The organism is Lactobacillus sp. HMSC08B12, from assembly GCF_001808415.1.
GTDB classification, from domain to species: Bacteria; Bacillota; Bacilli; order Lactobacillales; family Lactobacillaceae; genus Lactobacillus; species Lactobacillus delbrueckii.
Map to the genome: position 1 here is coordinate 1 of NZ_KV793132.1, position 15,088 is coordinate 15,088.

The window sequence follows — 15,088 nt, forward strand, 5'->3', positions numbered from 1 at the left end:
GAATAGCATTGGATATGTTTTTGAATTCGGCCCTAAGGAAGTGGTCAGCACGAGAAAGCATTCCGGCAGCTCCAAGAACTGGAACGCCGCCCACCGCTATGGCACAGAGACCAGCGGCAACCGCTGGACCAGCGGCGGCTTGACCCTGGCCACCCAGCTTTGGGAGCCGCGCAGCTTGAGCCTGGAGACCAATGACTGGCAGCAGGTCGGTCCGGTTATGGAAGGCTTGGCCGTAAATGGCGGCTGGGCTTACAGCAGCTGGTACCGGTCAGCCGCGGCCAGCGACCAGCTTAAGGGCAACATCGTGGCCTTCAACATGAAGAAGCTAAACAAGTACCAGGCACAGTATCTGTCACCGCGCAGCTACCTCTACAAGAAGCTGAGTTTTGGTAAGTTTAAGAGCTACTCCCAAAATGTCAAAGTGAGTCCTTACATGCGCCTGGGCCACGGCCAGTCACTGGGGGCAAGTTCAAAGTACATCTATGTCCTGGCCAACGAAAACAAGCTGCCAGGCGGGGCAAGCAACGGTTTTTACTCGGAAGAAATCCTGCAGCTGAAGAAGAGCGACTTGACCATCAACAAGGTCTGGAGCATCCGGGTAGACGTCGGCAGCTCTGGCCGCTACTTCTACAACGCCGCTTTTGCCGGCGACAATACCATGTACGGGGTCTTCCACAACGCGGCATTTGGCCGCTGTGAATTCTGGCGCCTTAACCTGGTCAACAACCGCTGGCAGGTCAGTCAGGTAACGGCGACCCAAAGCCACTTCGTCAAGCAGCAGGCCGGCAGTTCTCCGGTCCAGGGCTTCAGCGTAAGCGGCAGCAACATGTACCTGGCCTTTAACAACTTGATCTTCAAATTGCAGACTGATGGGACTTACCAGAAGACCTGGAAGCATGTCTCCAACCGGGAAATCGAAGGTCTGGCCAGTGACGGCAGCCAGCTATATGCTCAATTGGCCCAAAGAGGGGAAATTCTTTCCGGCCGCTGGTAAAAAGCCGAAAAATAGCCTTGACAGGGGAAAGGCTTTCCAGTAAGATTAGTTAAAAACAAATTAAATGTTAACCGAGAGGTAAAAAAGATGAACTTTCAAGCAATGGTAAAAGAAAGCTGGCAATTCAAATAGAGATTGTTTCGCGGGGCGATTCAATCTGTTTTGGCTTGAATTGCTGTCTGAATTGCTAAAAGTTGATTAGGGTCCGGATAGTAAATAAATCTATCCGGATTTTTCTTTTAGAGACAGAAAAGGAGGATCCAGGCGGATCCTCCTTTTTATTTTGCTTTCGGTTAGTTTGTTATTTTTTCTGTATTTACAGTACTTTAGTTTTTGCTTTAATTTGCGAGGTAACAGAATGAAAAAGGTGCTCGCGGCCTTTGCCGCAATTTATCTTTTTTTGGCAGCCGCCCTGTTTATCAATATCAAGCCGGCGGCCCAAAAGAGCAAGGAAGTCAGAGTGGGGGTTTTGACCCTGATGCGCCACCCGGCCCTGGACGAAATCTACCGGGGCTACAAGGCCGGCCTGGCCAAGTCGGGCTACAAGGTCAAGATCGACTACCAAAATGCCAACAATGACCAGAGCAATCTGAAGACCATGGCGGAAAAACTAGTCAACAGCCAGGACCAGGTCCTCTTCGGGATCACCACCCCGTCTTCCCAGGCCCTGGCCAACGCGACCAAAAAGAAGCCGATTGTCTTAGGGGCAGTGACTGACCCTAAGGGGGCGGGCCTGGTGAAGAACAACAAGCGTCCCGGCGGCAACATCACCGGGGTCAGCGACCGGGCGCCGATCAAGCAGCAGCTCAAGTTGATCCAGCGCTTTTTGCCCAGGCTGAAGACCCTGGGGATCATCTACACCTCAAGCGACAGCTCAGCCGTGTCTGGCTACAAGCAGATCGTCAGCTACTGCAAGCAGATGGGGATCAACTACAAGGCCTACTCCATTTCCAACAGCAATGACTTAAACCAGGTCTCCCAGCAAATGCTGACCCAGGTCGACGCGGTGATCGTGCCGACTGACAACACGATTGCCGGGGCCATGCAGACCCTGGTCAAAAACGCCAACGCGGCTGAAAAGCCGGTCTTCCCGGCTGCTGGCACCATGGTTAAAGACGGGGGCCTGGCCACCTACAGCGTGGACCAGTACCAGCTGGGCTTGATCGGGGCCAAGATGACCGTCCAGATCTTGCAGGGCAAAAAGCCAGGCAACATGGCCATCCGCTATGTTGAACACGGCACCCCGTATCTTAACCTCAAGGAGGCTAAGAAGCTGGGCACCAAGGTTCCGGCCAGCTTCTTGAAAGAAGCCAAGTCTAAGGGAACCATCTACAAGTAGTTTACAAGGAGGATTTTTATGAATTTGATCGTATCGGCAATTGGCCAGGGCTTCTTATGGGGGCTCCTAGGCCTGGGCCTCTTTCTCAGCTTCAGAATCATGAATACGACGGATATGACCGTGGAAGGGACCTTCCCTTTAGGCGCGGCCGTTTCCGTCAGCCTAATCGTGCAAGGGACCAACCCCTTTTTAGCCACTTTGGCCGCCTTTGTAGCGGGGGCTTTAGCCGGCCTGGTCACGGCCCTTTTGATCACCAAGGGTAAGATTCCCAGCCTTTTAGCCGGGATTTTGACCATGACCGGGATCTACTCTATCGACTTGATGGTTATGGGCAAGTCTAATGTCTCCCTTTTAGGCAAAAAGACCATCTACTCCCTGGCCTTTTTGCAAAAACTGCCCCAGTACTTTGACAGCGTCGTTGCCGGCACCATCTTGATGGTTCTGGTCACCTGCGACTTGATCTGGTTCTTGTCAACCGACTTTGGCCAGGCCTTTATTGCCACGGGTGACAACCCGCAGATGGCCAAATCTCAGGGGATCAGCCCCCAGCAGATGACGGTGGCGGGCCTCATGATTTCCAACGGCCTGGTTGGCCTCTGCGGAGCGGTGGTCGCCCAAAGCAACGGCTACGCAGATGTGAACATGGGGATGGGGACGATCGTTATTGCCCTGGCCTCCATCATCATCAGTGAGGTCGTCTTCAGAAACCTTGGCCTGGCCAGCCGGTTATTCGCGGTCAGCCTGGGCAGCATTATCTACCGCCTGCTCTTATTGGCAGTTCTCCAGGTGGGCCTGTCTTCAAACAACTTGAATTTGATTTCTTCACTAGTTCTGGCCGCCTGCATGATGCTACCGCAAGTTGAAGAAAAACTCCGCCTCAAGCAGACATTTATGAAAGGATTTAAGCATGACTAGTCAAAATTTACTGGAACTGACCGATTTGGAAGTGGTCGTAGGCCGCGGTACTAGCGAGGAAAACAAGATCCTGGGCAAGCTCAGCTTAAAGATCAAGCCAGGGGACTTCATCTGCCTTCTAGGCGGCAACGGGGCCGGCAAGAGCACCCTGCTCAATGTTTTGGCCGGGGCCATCCAGCCGACCAGCGGAAAAATTCTCCACGCCGGCAAAGACATCAGCAAGGAAAGCGAGGTCAAGCGCAGCAGCTACATCGCCCGGGTCTTCCAGGATCCCAAGCTGGGAACGGCGCCCCGGATGACGGTGGCTGAAAATCTGCTTTTGGCCGCAAAAAGAGGGCAGAAGCGGGGGCTGAAGCTGCGCCGGCTGAAGGAAAATATTCCGGCCTTCAAAGAAGCCCTGGAAAAGGTCAACCCCGACCTGGCCGGCAAGCTGGACCTGCCGGTCGACCAGCTCTCAGGCGGCCAGCGGCAGGCCTTGAGCTTCGTCATGGCTACCTATAATAAGCCGGAGCTTCTGCTTTTAGACGAGCATACCGCGGCGCTTGACCCCAGATCCAGCCGCAAGCTGATGGAGGCAACCGATGAACAGATCCGGGCCAAGAAGATCACCGCGGTGATGATCACCCACCATATGGAAGACGCCTTAAAGTATGGCAACCGCCTTTTGGTTTTAGACCATGGTCAAATCAGCCACGACTATCAAGGCCAGGCCAAGCAGGACTTGACCCTGCAGGACTTAGCCGCCTTGTTTGACTGATAAAGAAGAGGTAGAGCAGACAGAAAAACAAAACGAAAAAAGACAAAAAGAAAACCGCTGCTAAAAAGCAGCGGTTTTCATATGATGGACCCCCTGGGAGTCGAACCCAGATTTCAAGAACCGGAATCTTGCGTGCGATCCATTACACTAAGGGTCCCAATCACAGTTATTAATTATAGCAGAGATTCAGAGAATGGGAAGGGGTTAAAGCAAAAAAATGTAAAAACTTGTAAAGTATCTGCGAAAAAGGTCAAGAAAGTTATAAAACAGGCTTTTTGCCCGGGCTGGGTTAGAAAAAAACTTGCATACGGAGCGAATTCTGTTATACTAAGAGTGTCGAGAGAGAAATGGAGATTGAAGCGAAGTCTTGTTTCTCTTATATTTTTAAGCAACGTGGGACAGAAAACGACAACAGCGTGGTCGGGGAGCGCCCCACTAGAAGGATGGTTACTTTGAACACGGATTTATCCCTGCTCGAACTGCTTGTTCCCGATGCTTTAAAGATCTTTCGACAAAGATATCTCATCCTTGAACAGATTAGCTTGCATGCTCCAATCGGCCGCCGGACGGTGGCCAGGCAGCTAGGGCTGAGCGAGCGGAACATCCGGACCGAAACTGATTACCTGCGTGACCAGGGTCTGATCGAAATCAAGAATTTCGGGATGTTCTTGACTGAAAAAGGAGAGAGTGTTGTAAAAGATGCAGCACCAATTGTTGATCGACTTTTTAATGCCAGCCAAGCAGAAGTATGGTTGGCCCAGGCTTTAGGAATAGATCGGACAATTATCGTAGCTGGCGACGCGGACCTGCAGAGCCGGGTTTATGACCTGGCTGGCGAAGAGCTGAATTCAGCCTTGAATCTCCTCTTGCCCCTGGCAGACTGCATTGTCACCGTTATGGGCGGCAAGACAATAGCCAAAGTGGCCAAGAAGCTGAACCGCAGCTTGAGTGAGAACCGGAGCTTGATATTCGTCCCTGGCAGAGGGGCATTGGGCGGCCGGGTCAACACGGAAAGCAACGCGGTCGTTCAAGAAATGGCCCGGGCGACCGGCGGCAGCTATGAATCCCTCTTTTTACCGGAACATGTTTCCAAGGACGCTTACCGGTCTTTGGTCCGGGATCCGGAAATCAGCGGGGTGTTGCAGGATATCTCCCAAAGCGATGTCGTGATTCACGGCATTGGCTTGGCTAGTGAAATGGCCAGGAGGCGGGGCTACGATTCAGTTGCCCTGGCACGTCTGCGGGAGAACAAGGCCGTCACCGAATGCTTTGGATGTTTCTTCGATGAAGAAGGCCACGTTGTCGAACGCATCAGACAGGTTGGATTGCAGTTCGAGAACCTAACGAATGTCCCGCATATTCTGGCAATTGCCCTTGGCACGAGAAAGGCCAAGGCCATCAAGGCCTATATGCGCAACGCTCCTCATCAAACCTGGCTGATTACTGATGAGGCAGCCGCAAATCAGATTTTAAACGGGTCATCCCGCTTAAAATAAAATGTTTTTTATAGTTCTTAAGGAGGACTTTTCGAATATGACAGTTAAGATTGGTATTAACGGTTTTGGCCGTATTGGTCGTTTGGCATTTCGTCGTATCATGGACTTGGGTGAAGAAACCAAGGACATCGAAGTTGTTGCTATCAACGACTTGACTACTCCAGCTATGTTGGCTCACCTGTTGAAGTATGACTCAACTCACGGCACTTTCGACCACGAAGTTTCAGCTACTGAAGACTCACTGGTTGTAGACGGCAAGAAGTACCGCGTATACGCTGAACCACAAGCTCAAAACATTCCGTGGGTTAAGAACGACGGCGTTGACTTCGTTCTTGAATGTACTGGTTTCTACACTAGCAAGGCTAAGTCACAAGCCCACCTTGACGCTGGTGCAAAGCGTGTCTTGATCTCAGCTCCAGCCGGCAACGACTTGAAGACTATCGTTTACTCAGTAAACCAAGACACTTTGACTGCTGACGACACTATCGTTTCAGCTGGCTCATGCACTACCAACTCACTTGCTCCAATGGCTAACGCTTTGAACAAGGAATTCGGTATCGAAGTTGGTACTATGACTACTATCCACGCTTACACTGCAACTCAAAAGGTTTTGGATGGTCCTGACAGAGGCAACAACTTCCGCAACGCCCGTGCCGCTGCTGAAAACATCATTCCTCACTCAACTGGTGCTGCTAAGGCCATCGGCCTGGTATTGCCAGAATTGAACGGCAAGCTTGATGGTCACGCACAACGTGTCCCAGTTAAGGACGGTTCAGAAACTGAACTTGTTACTATCTTGAACAAGAAGGTAACTGCTGAAGAAGTTAACGCAGCTATGAAGAAGTACGAAAGCCCATCATTTGCTTACAACGCAGACCAAATCGTTTCTACTGACGTATTGGGCATGACTGCTGGCTCAATCTTCGACCCAACTCAAACCCAAGTTATCACTGCAGGCGACAAGCAACTTGTTAAGACTGTTGCTTGGTACGACAACGAATACTCATTCACTTGCCAAATGGTTCGTACTTTGTTGCACTTTGCTACTCTTTAATTTAAAGTTTTCTAAATTGAATTAGTAGTGTGAAAGAAGGCGGAGGGAAATTTCTTCCTTCCGCCTTTTTTCGATGAATATAGGAGATTTTTTCAATGGCTAAATTGATTGTTTCTGACGTAGACGTTAAGGACAAGAAGGTTTTGGTTCGCGTTGACTTCAACGTGCCGATTAAGGACGGCGTTATCGGCGACGACAACCGTATCGTGGCTGCTTTGCCAACTATCAAGTACATCATCGAAAACGGCGGCAAGGCTATCTTGCTTTCCCACCTTGGCCGGATCAAGAGCGATGAAGACAAGAAGAGCTTGAGCCTGGCTCCAGTTGCCAAACGTTTGGGCGAATTGCTTGAAAAGCCTGTAACTTTCGTACCTTCAAACGAAGGCAAGGAAGTTGAAGACGCCATCAACAACATGAAGGACGGCGACGTAGTTGTTTTGGAAAACACCCGTTTCCAAGACATCGACAACGACTTCGGCAAGCGTGAATCAAAGAACGACCCTAAGCTGGGCGAATACTGGGCATCATTGGGTGACGTTTTCGTAAACGACGCCTTCGGTACTGCTCACAGAAGCCACGCTTCAAACGTTGGTATCGCTACGGCCATGAAGGCTGCCGGTAAACCAGCAGCTGCTGGTTTCCTGCTTGAAAAGGAAATCAAGTTCCTGGGCAACGCTGTTGCTAACCCAGTTCACCCATTCGTAACTATTCTTGGCGGGGCTAAGGTTTCTGACAAGATCGGCGTTATTACCAACTTGATTCCAAAGGCTGACCACATCATCATCGGTGGTGGTATGGCTTACACCTTCCTTAAGGCTCAAGGCCACAATATCGGCAAGTCCCTGGTTGAAGACGACAAGGTTGAATTTGCCAAGGAATTGCTGGAAAAGGCTGGCGACAAGCTGGTTCTGCCAATCGACCACGTAGCCGCAACTGAATTCAACAACGATGCTGCTTCAGAAGTTGTTGGCCAAGACATCCCAGACAACGAAATGGGCTTGGACATCGGTCCTAAGACTATTGAACTCTTCAAGAAGACTCTTGAAGGTGCCAAGACTGTTGTTTGGAACGGGCCAATGGGCGTCTTCGAAATGCCAAACTTCGCCAAGGGTACTTTGGAAGTTGGCCGTGCTTTGGCTGACTTGCCAGACGCTACTACTATTGTCGGCGGTGGTGACTCAACTGCTGCTGCTAAGCAATTGGGGATCGCTCCTAAGTTGACTCACATCTCAACTGGTGGTGGTGCATCTCTTGAATACCTTGAAGGTAAGGAATTGCCAGGTATCGCTTGCGTTTCAGACAAGTAGTTTAGGAGGATTTTTCAAATGTCACGTACCCCAATTATTGCTGGTAACTGGAAGCTGAACATGAACCCAAAGGAAACTGTTGAGTTCGTAAACGCTGTTAAGGACCAATTGCCAGACCCATCAAAGGTTGAATCAGTGATTTGTGCACCAGCAGTTGACTTGGACGCCTTGCTGAAGGCTGCCGAAGGCTCAAACCTGCACGTCGGTGCAGAAAACTGCTACTGGGAAAACTCCGGTGCCTTCACTGGTGAAACTTCTCCAGCAGTTTTGAAGGAAATGGGCGTGCAATACGTCATCATCGGACACTCAGAACGCCGTGACTACTTCCACGAAACTGACGAAGACATCAACAAGAAGGCCAAGGCTATCTTTGCCAACGGCTTGACTCCAATCCTTTGCTGCGGTGAATCACTGGAAATCCGGGAAGCCGGCAAGGAAAAAGAATGGGTTGTCAGCCAAATCAAGGCTGACCTGGAAGGCTTGACTAGTGAACAAGTTTCCAAGCTGGTGATCGCTTACGAACCAATCTGGGCGATTGGCACTGGCAAGACTGCTTCAAGCGACCAAGCTGAAGAAATGTGCAAGACTATCCGGGAAACTGTTAAGGACTTGTACAACGAAGAAACTGCTGAAAACGTCCGCATCCAATACGGCGGTTCAGTAAAGCCAGCCAACATCAAGGAATTGATGGCTAAGCCAAACATCGACGGTGGCTTGGTTGGTGGTGCATCATTGGTACCAGACTCATACCTGGCTTTGGTAAACTACCAAGACTAATTTTTGACTGTCATATCAAAAAACGCTCCCGAAGGAGCGTTTTTTCTTTGTCTGCTATTCGATACTTTTCTGTCTTCTTTTGTACTTTTCGCTTTTTTGCTTTTTAAAACTATTTTCCCAAAAATCTCGGCCTATTGGCTGACAACGTTTACAAAGGTGGCATTATATAAGTGTAGACAAAAGAAAAGAGTTAATGTTCAAGGAGGATACTCCAATAGAAAGTTTAGCTTAAATTCGCAGAGCATAACTAAATTAGGCTCGGGAAAGGACTGAGACCACCATAAGATGCAGTCGACAATTGAAGATAGAAGAAGTTCCTAATGGTTAAGTACGTGAGTAGATTGACTGTTAGGAACTTTTTGTTTGCTCGGAAAGGACGCTTAATTGTCTTTTTTCTCCTGACTATAGTAACATGAATTGTAGGAAAACAATTTATATAGAAAAATAACAAGGAAAAGGAGAAAAAAGACGAAATGATCCGTAAGGCAAGAAAAAGCGACTTTGAAGCGGTTTACCCGATTTTAAACCAGATTTTTGACGAGATGGACATGGATACCATCAACCGCCTGCCGGAGAGCCAGTTCTACGACTTGATGCGGCTGGGTTTCATCTCGGAAAACTACCGTTATTCCTACAACCGGATCTGGGTTGAGACTGACGAAAATGACCGGGTCCGGGGGATGATCTGCATGTACCCGGACAAGGCCCAGGGAATTATTGACGTGGTGCTCAGAAAAGAAATGGCCAAGGTCGGCCTGCCAATGACCACCGATATCTTTACCGATAAGGAAGCCCAGAAGGGGGAATGGTATATCGATGCCTTAGCTGTCTCTCCGCGGGACTGGGGGAAGGGGATTGCCAGCCGCTTAATGGAACTGGCCCCGAAACTGGCCAAGAAGCACGGCTACAAGAAGGTCAGTTTAAACGTAGATCTAGAAAACCCTCGCGCACAGCAATTATACTTGCGCAAGGGTTTCAAAACAACTAATTCAATGACTATTGGCGACCGTGTTTACGACCATATGGTAAAAGAAGTTTGAAGAAGCTGGCCGTGCTGGTCTGCCGCCGGTTGAGATTTGGAAAAAGGTCCGGCAGCTTGAGCGGGGTGACGTGCCACTGGGTGAAAAGGACCGCGATCAGCAGAATAAAGGGGGTATCTTCCTCCCGGCTGATCTGGCAGGTCAAGGTCACCCCCTTGTCGGATACCACGGTGTCAACGGAAGCCACCTTCTTAAAACCGTCCCGGAAGGAATAACTGCCCTGCTTGATGCTGCCATTGACCCAGTAGTTGAGCCGGGTAATGTAGAACAAGTTGGTCTGGGGGCTGTTGACCTTCTTGACGTGGACCAGGGAGTGGTGAACCACATCCAGGGTGTAAGATGCGATCAAGCCGGTGCCATCGCTGAACAGGCGGCCGATCTCATTACCGCTGGTGTCCAGCAGGTAAAGGGTGTGGTTGGGATTGTCCAGCCGGCCGCGGATGGAGCCAAAGGGCTTGCCCTCCTCATCGGTGATTGGAATCTGGCCCGTGTGGCCTTCCTGGGTTAGGTAAAGGGTGTAAATCATTGGTCCTGCTCTTTTTGATTGTCGGCAAGGATCTTGTCGATAGCCCAGGCTACCCCGTCTTCATTGTTGCTCTTGGTGACGAAGCTGGCAATCGTCTTGATTTGCGGAATGGCATTGCCCATGGCCACGCCGGTGCCGGCAGCCTGGATCATGCTTTCATCGTTCAGGTTGTCGCCGATAGCTGCGATTTCTTCGCGCTTGATGCCCTTGGCCGCCGCGTAGTCCAGCAGGGACCGGCCCTTTTGGGCGCCGGCGGCGTTGATTTCGATATTGTCGGCCGCGCTGGAAGTGATGGAAACCTTGTCGATCTCTTCAATTTTCTTGATGACGTCGGTGAAGGCATATTGGCCCCGGGAGTCAAAGACCAAGATCTTCATTACTTCCGTGCCAGGTTCGTCCATCAAGTCCTCATAGCTTGGTACCTGCTTGATGCTGACGATGGCCGGCTTGCTGGCTGAAACCAAAACAGCCTCCTTGAAGGTCAGCATTGGGTTCAGTTCCACCATTAAGTGGGCCACGTTGGTAATCCGCTGGCTCAAGTCTTCTGAGTAGACGTGGTTGCTGGTAACCAGTTCGAAGTAAAAGCCTTCCTTCTTGAGCAGGCGGCAGATCTTCTTGGCAGTTTCCAGCTTCAAGGGATTCTTGACGATCAAGTTGCCGGCCGTGTCAAAGACCAGGCCCCCGTTTAAGTTAATAAATCCGCAGTCGATCCCGTATTCTTTAAGCATTGGCTGGGATTCATGGGGTGCCCGGCCGCTGGCCACCATGAATTCGATGCCGTTTTCTTGGGCGCGTTTAATGGCTTGAACATTGGCGTCAGAAATTTCCATAGAAGAGTTCAGCAGGGTCCCGTCCAAGTCACAGGCGATCAGTTTAATCATATTATTTCCTCCTTGTTGTTATCGATTTCATAATAACATAAAGGAGGAAGTTTGATTACTACAAAGTGTTTCTTTATTTGAAAAAAATTGTCGTGAATTATTTCACTAGCTCCTTTAAATCAAGAGGCAATCATGGTAAGATTGACTAAGGTGAATTACAGATGAAACATTTTATTGGAAATGATTGGGACCAGGTGCTTACCCCGGTTTTTGAAAGTGATGAATATCACAAGTTGCATGATTTTTTGAAAAACGAATACCAGACCAGGCAGATCTACCCGGACATGTACCATATCTTTACGGCCTTCAAGCTGACCCCTTTTAAAGACACCAAGGTTGTCATTTTGGGCCAGGACCCCTACCACAATCCTGGCCAGGCTAACGGCATGAGTTTTTCTGTCATGCCGGGCACGCCCCTGCCACCATCCTTGCGCAATGTCTATAAGGAGCTCTATGACGATGTTGGGGCCCAGCCGGTCAACCACGGCTACCTTAAACGCTGGGCCGACCAGGGCGTTCTCTTGCTCAACGCCGTTTTGACCGTGCCATATGGCCAGGCTAACGGCCACCAGGGCAAGGGCTGGGAAATGGTGACAGACGCCGCTATTAAGGCCTTGAGCGAGCGGGGGCAGGTAGTCTTTATCCTGTGGGGCCGCTTTGCCCAAGATAAGATACCCTTGATCGACCAGGACAAGAATGTCATTATCAAGTCAGCCCACCCAAGTCCTTTTTCGGCCAACCGCGGCTTCTTTGGCTCCCGGCCCTTTTCAAGATGCAACGCGGCCTTAAAGGAATTTGGCCGGGCTCCGGTCGACTGGCAATTGCCGCCTGACCCGGAAGCATGATTTTTTTGAGGAGATTATTGATGGAAGTTTTTGAACAATTAAAGCAATTGATTAAGCAAAAAGACAAGCAGCGGATTGTTTTCCCGGAAGGGGAGGACCCGCGGATCCTGACGGCGGTCAGCCGCTTAAAGCAAGATGACCTGGTTGAACCGATCGTCCTGGGGCAAAAGGACCAGGTCCTGGCTTTGGCGGAAAAAGCCGGCTTGGACATGACCGGGATCGAAATCGTGGACTACCAAAACAGCCCGGACTTTGGCGAGATGGTGGAAAAGTTCCACGAACGGATGGCCGGGGGCAAGCACTTCCAGACCATGGAAGAAGCGGAAGCTGCCTTGCGCGACGCCAACTTCTACGGGACCATGCTGGTTTACACCGGCCAGGCCGACGGGATGGTGTCCGGGGCGGCTCACTCGACGGCCGACACGGTCCGGCCAGCCCTCTTCATTTTGAAGACCAAGCCGGGGATGCACCGGATTTCCGGTTCCTTCATCATGGAAAGAGGGGAAGAAAAGTATGTCTTTGCTGACTGCGCGATCTCCATCGACCCGACCAGCGACCAGCTGGTTGAATTCGCGGCCCAGTCAGCTGCTACGGCCAAGATGATCGGGATTGACCCCAAGGTGGCCTTCCTCAGCTTCTCAACCCACGGCTCAGCCAAGGGCCCGCAGGTAGACAAGGTGGCAGAAGCGGCCAAGCTGTTCAAGGAAAAGTACCCGGACATCCCGGCAGACGGCGATTTGCAGTTTGACGCGGCCTTCGTGCCAGCAGTTGCTGAACTTAAGGCACCTGGTTCAGCCGTTGGCGGCCGGGCTAATGTCTTTATCTTCCCGGAACTGCAGTCAGGCAACATTGCCTACAAGATTACCCAGCGCCTGGGCAACTTTACGGCCATTGGGCCGGTTTTGCAGGGGATTGCCAAGCCGGTCAACGACCTCTCCCGGGGCTGCAGTGCTGATGACGTCTACAAGATCGGGATTTTGACGGCGGCTCAAGCCGTTATGGAAGGGTAGAAAGAAAGCGATGACAGAATTAGCAATCAATTCCGCTTCTGACATGCAGGCCTTTGGCGCCTCCTTGGCCCAAAGCGCCCAGCCCCATGACCTTTTGCTCTTAAAAGGGGACCTGGGGGCCGGCAAGACCACGCTGACCCAGGGCTTCGGCCGGGCTCTGGGGATTAAGCGGCCAGTCAAGAGCCCGACCTTTACCCTGGTCCGGGAATACCGGGAAGGGAAGCTGCCCCTTTTTCACATGGATTTTTACCGGCTGGAAGGCGATGACCTGGCTTCAATCGACTTAAATGACTACCTGGCTGAAGAAGGCGTGGTCATCATCGAATGGCCCCAGGTGATCCAGGCTGACCTGCCCAGTGACTTTTTAGAGCTGGTTTTGACCCGGGTGGACGATTCCTGGGATTCAACCAAGCGCTTGCTTGAGCTCATCCCGCATGGACAAAGAGCAGCTGCCTGGGCAGAAAACGCCTGCCGCCTCTACCAGGAAAAGCAGTAAAGCAAAAAAGAAAAGCAAAAGTAAAAGTAAAAACAAAAGAAAAATGGATCAGCTTGCTACTGATCCATTTTTTGCCTAGACTTGGTAGACAAACTTTTTCAAAAGCTCGCTGCCCCGCTTCTCCTCCTCTTTTAAGAGGATACCGGCGCAGGCTTCGCTGTCGCTTAAGGCATTGTGGTGGTGCCAAAGCTCCACGCCCAAAAGGTCAGAGACAGTGTTGAGCTGGTAGTTATCCAGGCCCGGCTCCAATTCCCGGCTGACCTTGAGGCTGTCTAAAACCAGGTAGTGGGGCTCGGCAATCCCGTAGCGGGCCAGGGACTGCTTCATTACATTGCAGTCAAAGCGGGCATTGTGGGCCGCCACCAGCATCCCCGGCTGAAAAAGGGGCTGGATCTTGGGCCAGACCTCGGCCATGGTCGGGGCTCCCGCCACGTCTTCAGCCGTAATGTCGTGGACCTTGACTTGCTGGGCGTCAAAAGCCATCTGGGGGTTGATGACCGTGTAAAAGCGGTCGATAATCTTGCTCTCCCGCACTAAAACCAAGGCCAAAGAGCAGGCGCTGGCCGGGTGCTGGTTGGCAGTTTCAAAGTCCATGGCGACGAAATTCATCATAAGCAAAAGCCTCCGTGTTGCGCGTAAGTCAAATTAAGCCAAGCAAACTTGATCCAAGCTAGTATAACACAGCGTGAATGCGGTAAAATATCAAAAGGAAGATTTAGAGGAGGCAATTTTAATTGAAGCTGTATGACTTAAAAGCGCAAGGACTTGATTTGCAAGAAAACATTCCTTTGAGCCGCTATACTTTTACCCAAACCGGGGGACCGGCAGAATACCTGGCTTTCCCCAAGACTTTGGCAGAATTGAAAGAACTCTTGGCCGCGGTCAAGGAGGACCAGCTGCCAATTACGGTGATCGGCAACGCGTCCAACTTGATTATCCGCGACAAGGGGATCAAGGGCCTGGTGATCATTTTAACGGAAATGAAAGAGATCAAGGTTGAAGCTGACAAGGTCCACGCCCAAGCCGGGGCCAGAATCATCGATACTTCCTTCGCGGCTGGGGAAGCCGGCCTGTCCGGCCTGGAATTTGCCGCGGGCATCCCCGGCTCAGTCGGCGGGGCGGTCTTCATGAATGCCGGGGCTTACGGAGGTGAAACTAAAGACTGCCTGGAAAGCGCCACGGTCGTCACCAGAGACGGTGAGGTCAAGACCTACACGAACGCTGAGCTGCATTTTTCCTACCGGCATTCCCTTTTGCAGGAAAATGACGAGATCGTCATCGCGGCAACTTTTGCCTTAAAGGCCGGTGATAAGGCAACTATTTTGGACCAGATGAACTACTTGAACGCGCTCAGAAGCTACAAGCAGCCCCTGGAATACCCGTCCTGCGGTTCAGTCTTCAAGCGGCCGACCGGCCACTTTGTCGGCCCGATGCTCATCAAGGCCGGCCTGCAGGGCAAGCAGATCGGCGGGGCCCAGGTGTCAACCAAGCACGCAGGCTTTATTGTCAACAAGGGCGGGGCCACGGCAACCGACTACCTCAATTTGATCCACTATATCCAAAAGACGATCAAGGAAAAGGATGGTATTGCTTTGCAGACGGAAGTCCGCATAATTGGCGAAGAATAATGGCTTAGGATTAAGAGAAAAAG

General features: G+C 51.2%; 15 protein-coding genes, 1 tRNA gene and 1 pseudogene. 13 read left to right on the forward strand and 4 right to left on the reverse strand.

All coding sequences use genetic code 11. The features are described 5' to 3' along the window. The 4 genes and pseudogenes from HMPREF3168_RS03125 to HMPREF3168_RS03140 form a co-directional block, all read left to right on the forward strand. A pseudogene (locus tag HMPREF3168_RS03125) lies at nt 1-994 on the forward strand (hypothetical protein); the annotation flags it as partial. 358 nt (nt 995-1,352) lie between these two features. Continuing rightward, nucleotides 1,353-2,333 (forward strand): tryptophan ABC transporter substrate-binding protein, encoded by a 981-nt coding sequence (trpX, locus tag HMPREF3168_RS03130; RefSeq protein WP_003617297.1) that lies wholly within the window; start codon nt 1,353-1,355, stop codon nt 2,331-2,333. A gap of 18 nt (nt 2,334-2,351) precedes the next feature. Continuing rightward, nucleotides 2,352-3,248 (forward strand): ABC transporter permease, encoded by an 897-nt coding sequence (locus HMPREF3168_RS03135; RefSeq protein WP_002879980.1) that lies wholly within the window; start codon nt 2,352-2,354, stop codon nt 3,246-3,248. Beyond that, nucleotides 3,241-4,005 carry an ABC transporter ATP-binding protein gene (locus HMPREF3168_RS03140; protein ID WP_003614741.1) on the forward strand — a complete coding sequence of 255 codons (765 nt, stop codon included), beginning with the start codon at nt 3,241-3,243 and terminating at the stop codon, nt 4,003-4,005. The genes HMPREF3168_RS03135 and HMPREF3168_RS03140 overlap by 8 nt, the downstream gene beginning before the upstream one ends. A gap of 85 nt (nt 4,006-4,090) precedes the next feature. On the opposite strand, the gene HMPREF3168_RS03145 is transcribed toward HMPREF3168_RS03140, so the two are convergent. Further along, a tRNA-Arg gene (locus HMPREF3168_RS03145) sits at nt 4,091-4,162 on the reverse strand. 295 nt (nt 4,163-4,457) lie between these two features. Here HMPREF3168_RS03145 and HMPREF3168_RS03150 point away from each other — a divergent pair. From HMPREF3168_RS03150 to HMPREF3168_RS03170, 5 genes are all read left to right on the forward strand, one after another. Continuing rightward, a complete protein-coding gene (locus tag HMPREF3168_RS03150; protein ID WP_013439259.1) occupies nt 4,458-5,501 on the forward strand; it encodes a sugar-binding domain-containing protein in 1,044 nt (347 codons plus the stop codon). Between the two features lie 37 nt (nt 5,502-5,538). After that, nucleotides 5,539-6,555 carry a type I glyceraldehyde-3-phosphate dehydrogenase gene (gene gap, locus HMPREF3168_RS03155; protein ID WP_002879985.1) on the forward strand — a complete coding sequence of 339 codons (1,017 nt, stop codon included), beginning with the start codon at nt 5,539-5,541 and terminating at the stop codon, nt 6,553-6,555. Nucleotides 6,556-6,650: 95 nt separating this feature from the next. After that, a complete protein-coding gene (gene pgk, locus HMPREF3168_RS03160; protein WP_002879986.1) occupies nt 6,651-7,862 on the forward strand; it encodes a phosphoglycerate kinase in 1,212 nt (403 codons plus the stop codon). 18 nt (nt 7,863-7,880) lie between these two features. Further along, nucleotides 7,881-8,639, forward strand: coding sequence for a triose-phosphate isomerase (tpiA, locus tag HMPREF3168_RS03165; protein WP_002879988.1), 759 nt, complete (start codon nt 7,881-7,883; stop codon nt 8,637-8,639). Between the two features lie 473 nt (nt 8,640-9,112). Continuing rightward, entirely contained in the window at nt 9,113-9,679 is a 567-nt protein-coding gene (locus HMPREF3168_RS03170; protein WP_013439260.1) for a GNAT family N-acetyltransferase, read from the forward strand. Here the strand turns inward: HMPREF3168_RS03170 and HMPREF3168_RS03175 are convergent. After that, nucleotides 9,636-10,205 carry an LURP-one-related family protein gene (locus tag HMPREF3168_RS03175; RefSeq protein WP_035183617.1) on the reverse strand — a complete coding sequence of 190 codons (570 nt, stop codon included), beginning with the start codon at nt 10,203-10,205 and terminating at the stop codon, nt 9,636-9,638. The two genes, HMPREF3168_RS03170 and HMPREF3168_RS03175, sit on opposite strands and share 44 nt — an antisense overlap. Then, the gene (locus tag HMPREF3168_RS03180; protein WP_003617309.1) at nt 10,202-11,086 is read right to left on the reverse strand and encodes a Cof-type HAD-IIB family hydrolase; all 885 of its coding nucleotides are present in this window, start codon (nt 11,084-11,086) and stop codon (nt 10,202-10,204) included. Before HMPREF3168_RS03180 ends, HMPREF3168_RS03175 begins: the two co-directional genes overlap by 4 nt. 161 nt (nt 11,087-11,247) lie before the next feature. Between HMPREF3168_RS03180 and HMPREF3168_RS03185 the strand changes: the two genes are divergently transcribed. The 3 genes from HMPREF3168_RS03185 to tsaE are packed head-to-tail and all read left to right on the forward strand — an operon-like array spanning nt 11,248 to nt 13,437. After that, nucleotides 11,248-11,931: a uracil-DNA glycosylase gene (locus HMPREF3168_RS03185; protein WP_035161791.1), complete on the forward strand. Its 684-nt coding sequence runs from the start codon at nt 11,248-11,250 to the stop codon at nt 11,929-11,931. Nucleotides 11,932-11,951: 20 nt separating this feature from the next. Continuing rightward, nucleotides 11,952-12,941, forward strand: coding sequence for a phosphate acetyltransferase (gene pta / locus HMPREF3168_RS03190; protein WP_003614788.1), 990 nt, complete (start codon nt 11,952-11,954; stop codon nt 12,939-12,941). A gap of 10 nt (nt 12,942-12,951) precedes the next feature. Beyond that, the gene (gene tsaE / locus HMPREF3168_RS03195) at nt 12,952-13,437 is read left to right on the forward strand and encodes a tRNA (adenosine(37)-N6)-threonylcarbamoyltransferase complex ATPase subunit type 1 TsaE (protein WP_002879996.1); all 486 of its coding nucleotides are present in this window, start codon (nt 12,952-12,954) and stop codon (nt 13,435-13,437) included. Nucleotides 13,438-13,512: 75 nt separating this feature from the next. On the opposite strand, the gene HMPREF3168_RS03200 is transcribed toward tsaE, so the two are convergent. Then, nucleotides 13,513-14,046, reverse strand: a complete 534-nt coding sequence (locus HMPREF3168_RS03200) for a 3'-5' exonuclease (RefSeq protein WP_002879997.1) — start codon at nt 14,044-14,046, stop codon at nt 13,513-13,515. Between the two features lie 125 nt (nt 14,047-14,171). On the opposite strand from HMPREF3168_RS03200, the gene murB reads away from it, so the two are divergent. Then, nucleotides 14,172-15,065, forward strand: a complete 894-nt coding sequence (gene murB, locus HMPREF3168_RS03205) for a UDP-N-acetylmuramate dehydrogenase (RefSeq protein ID WP_070488461.1) — start codon at nt 14,172-14,174, stop codon at nt 15,063-15,065. The last annotated feature ends 23 nt before the right edge of the window (nt 15,066-15,088 follow it).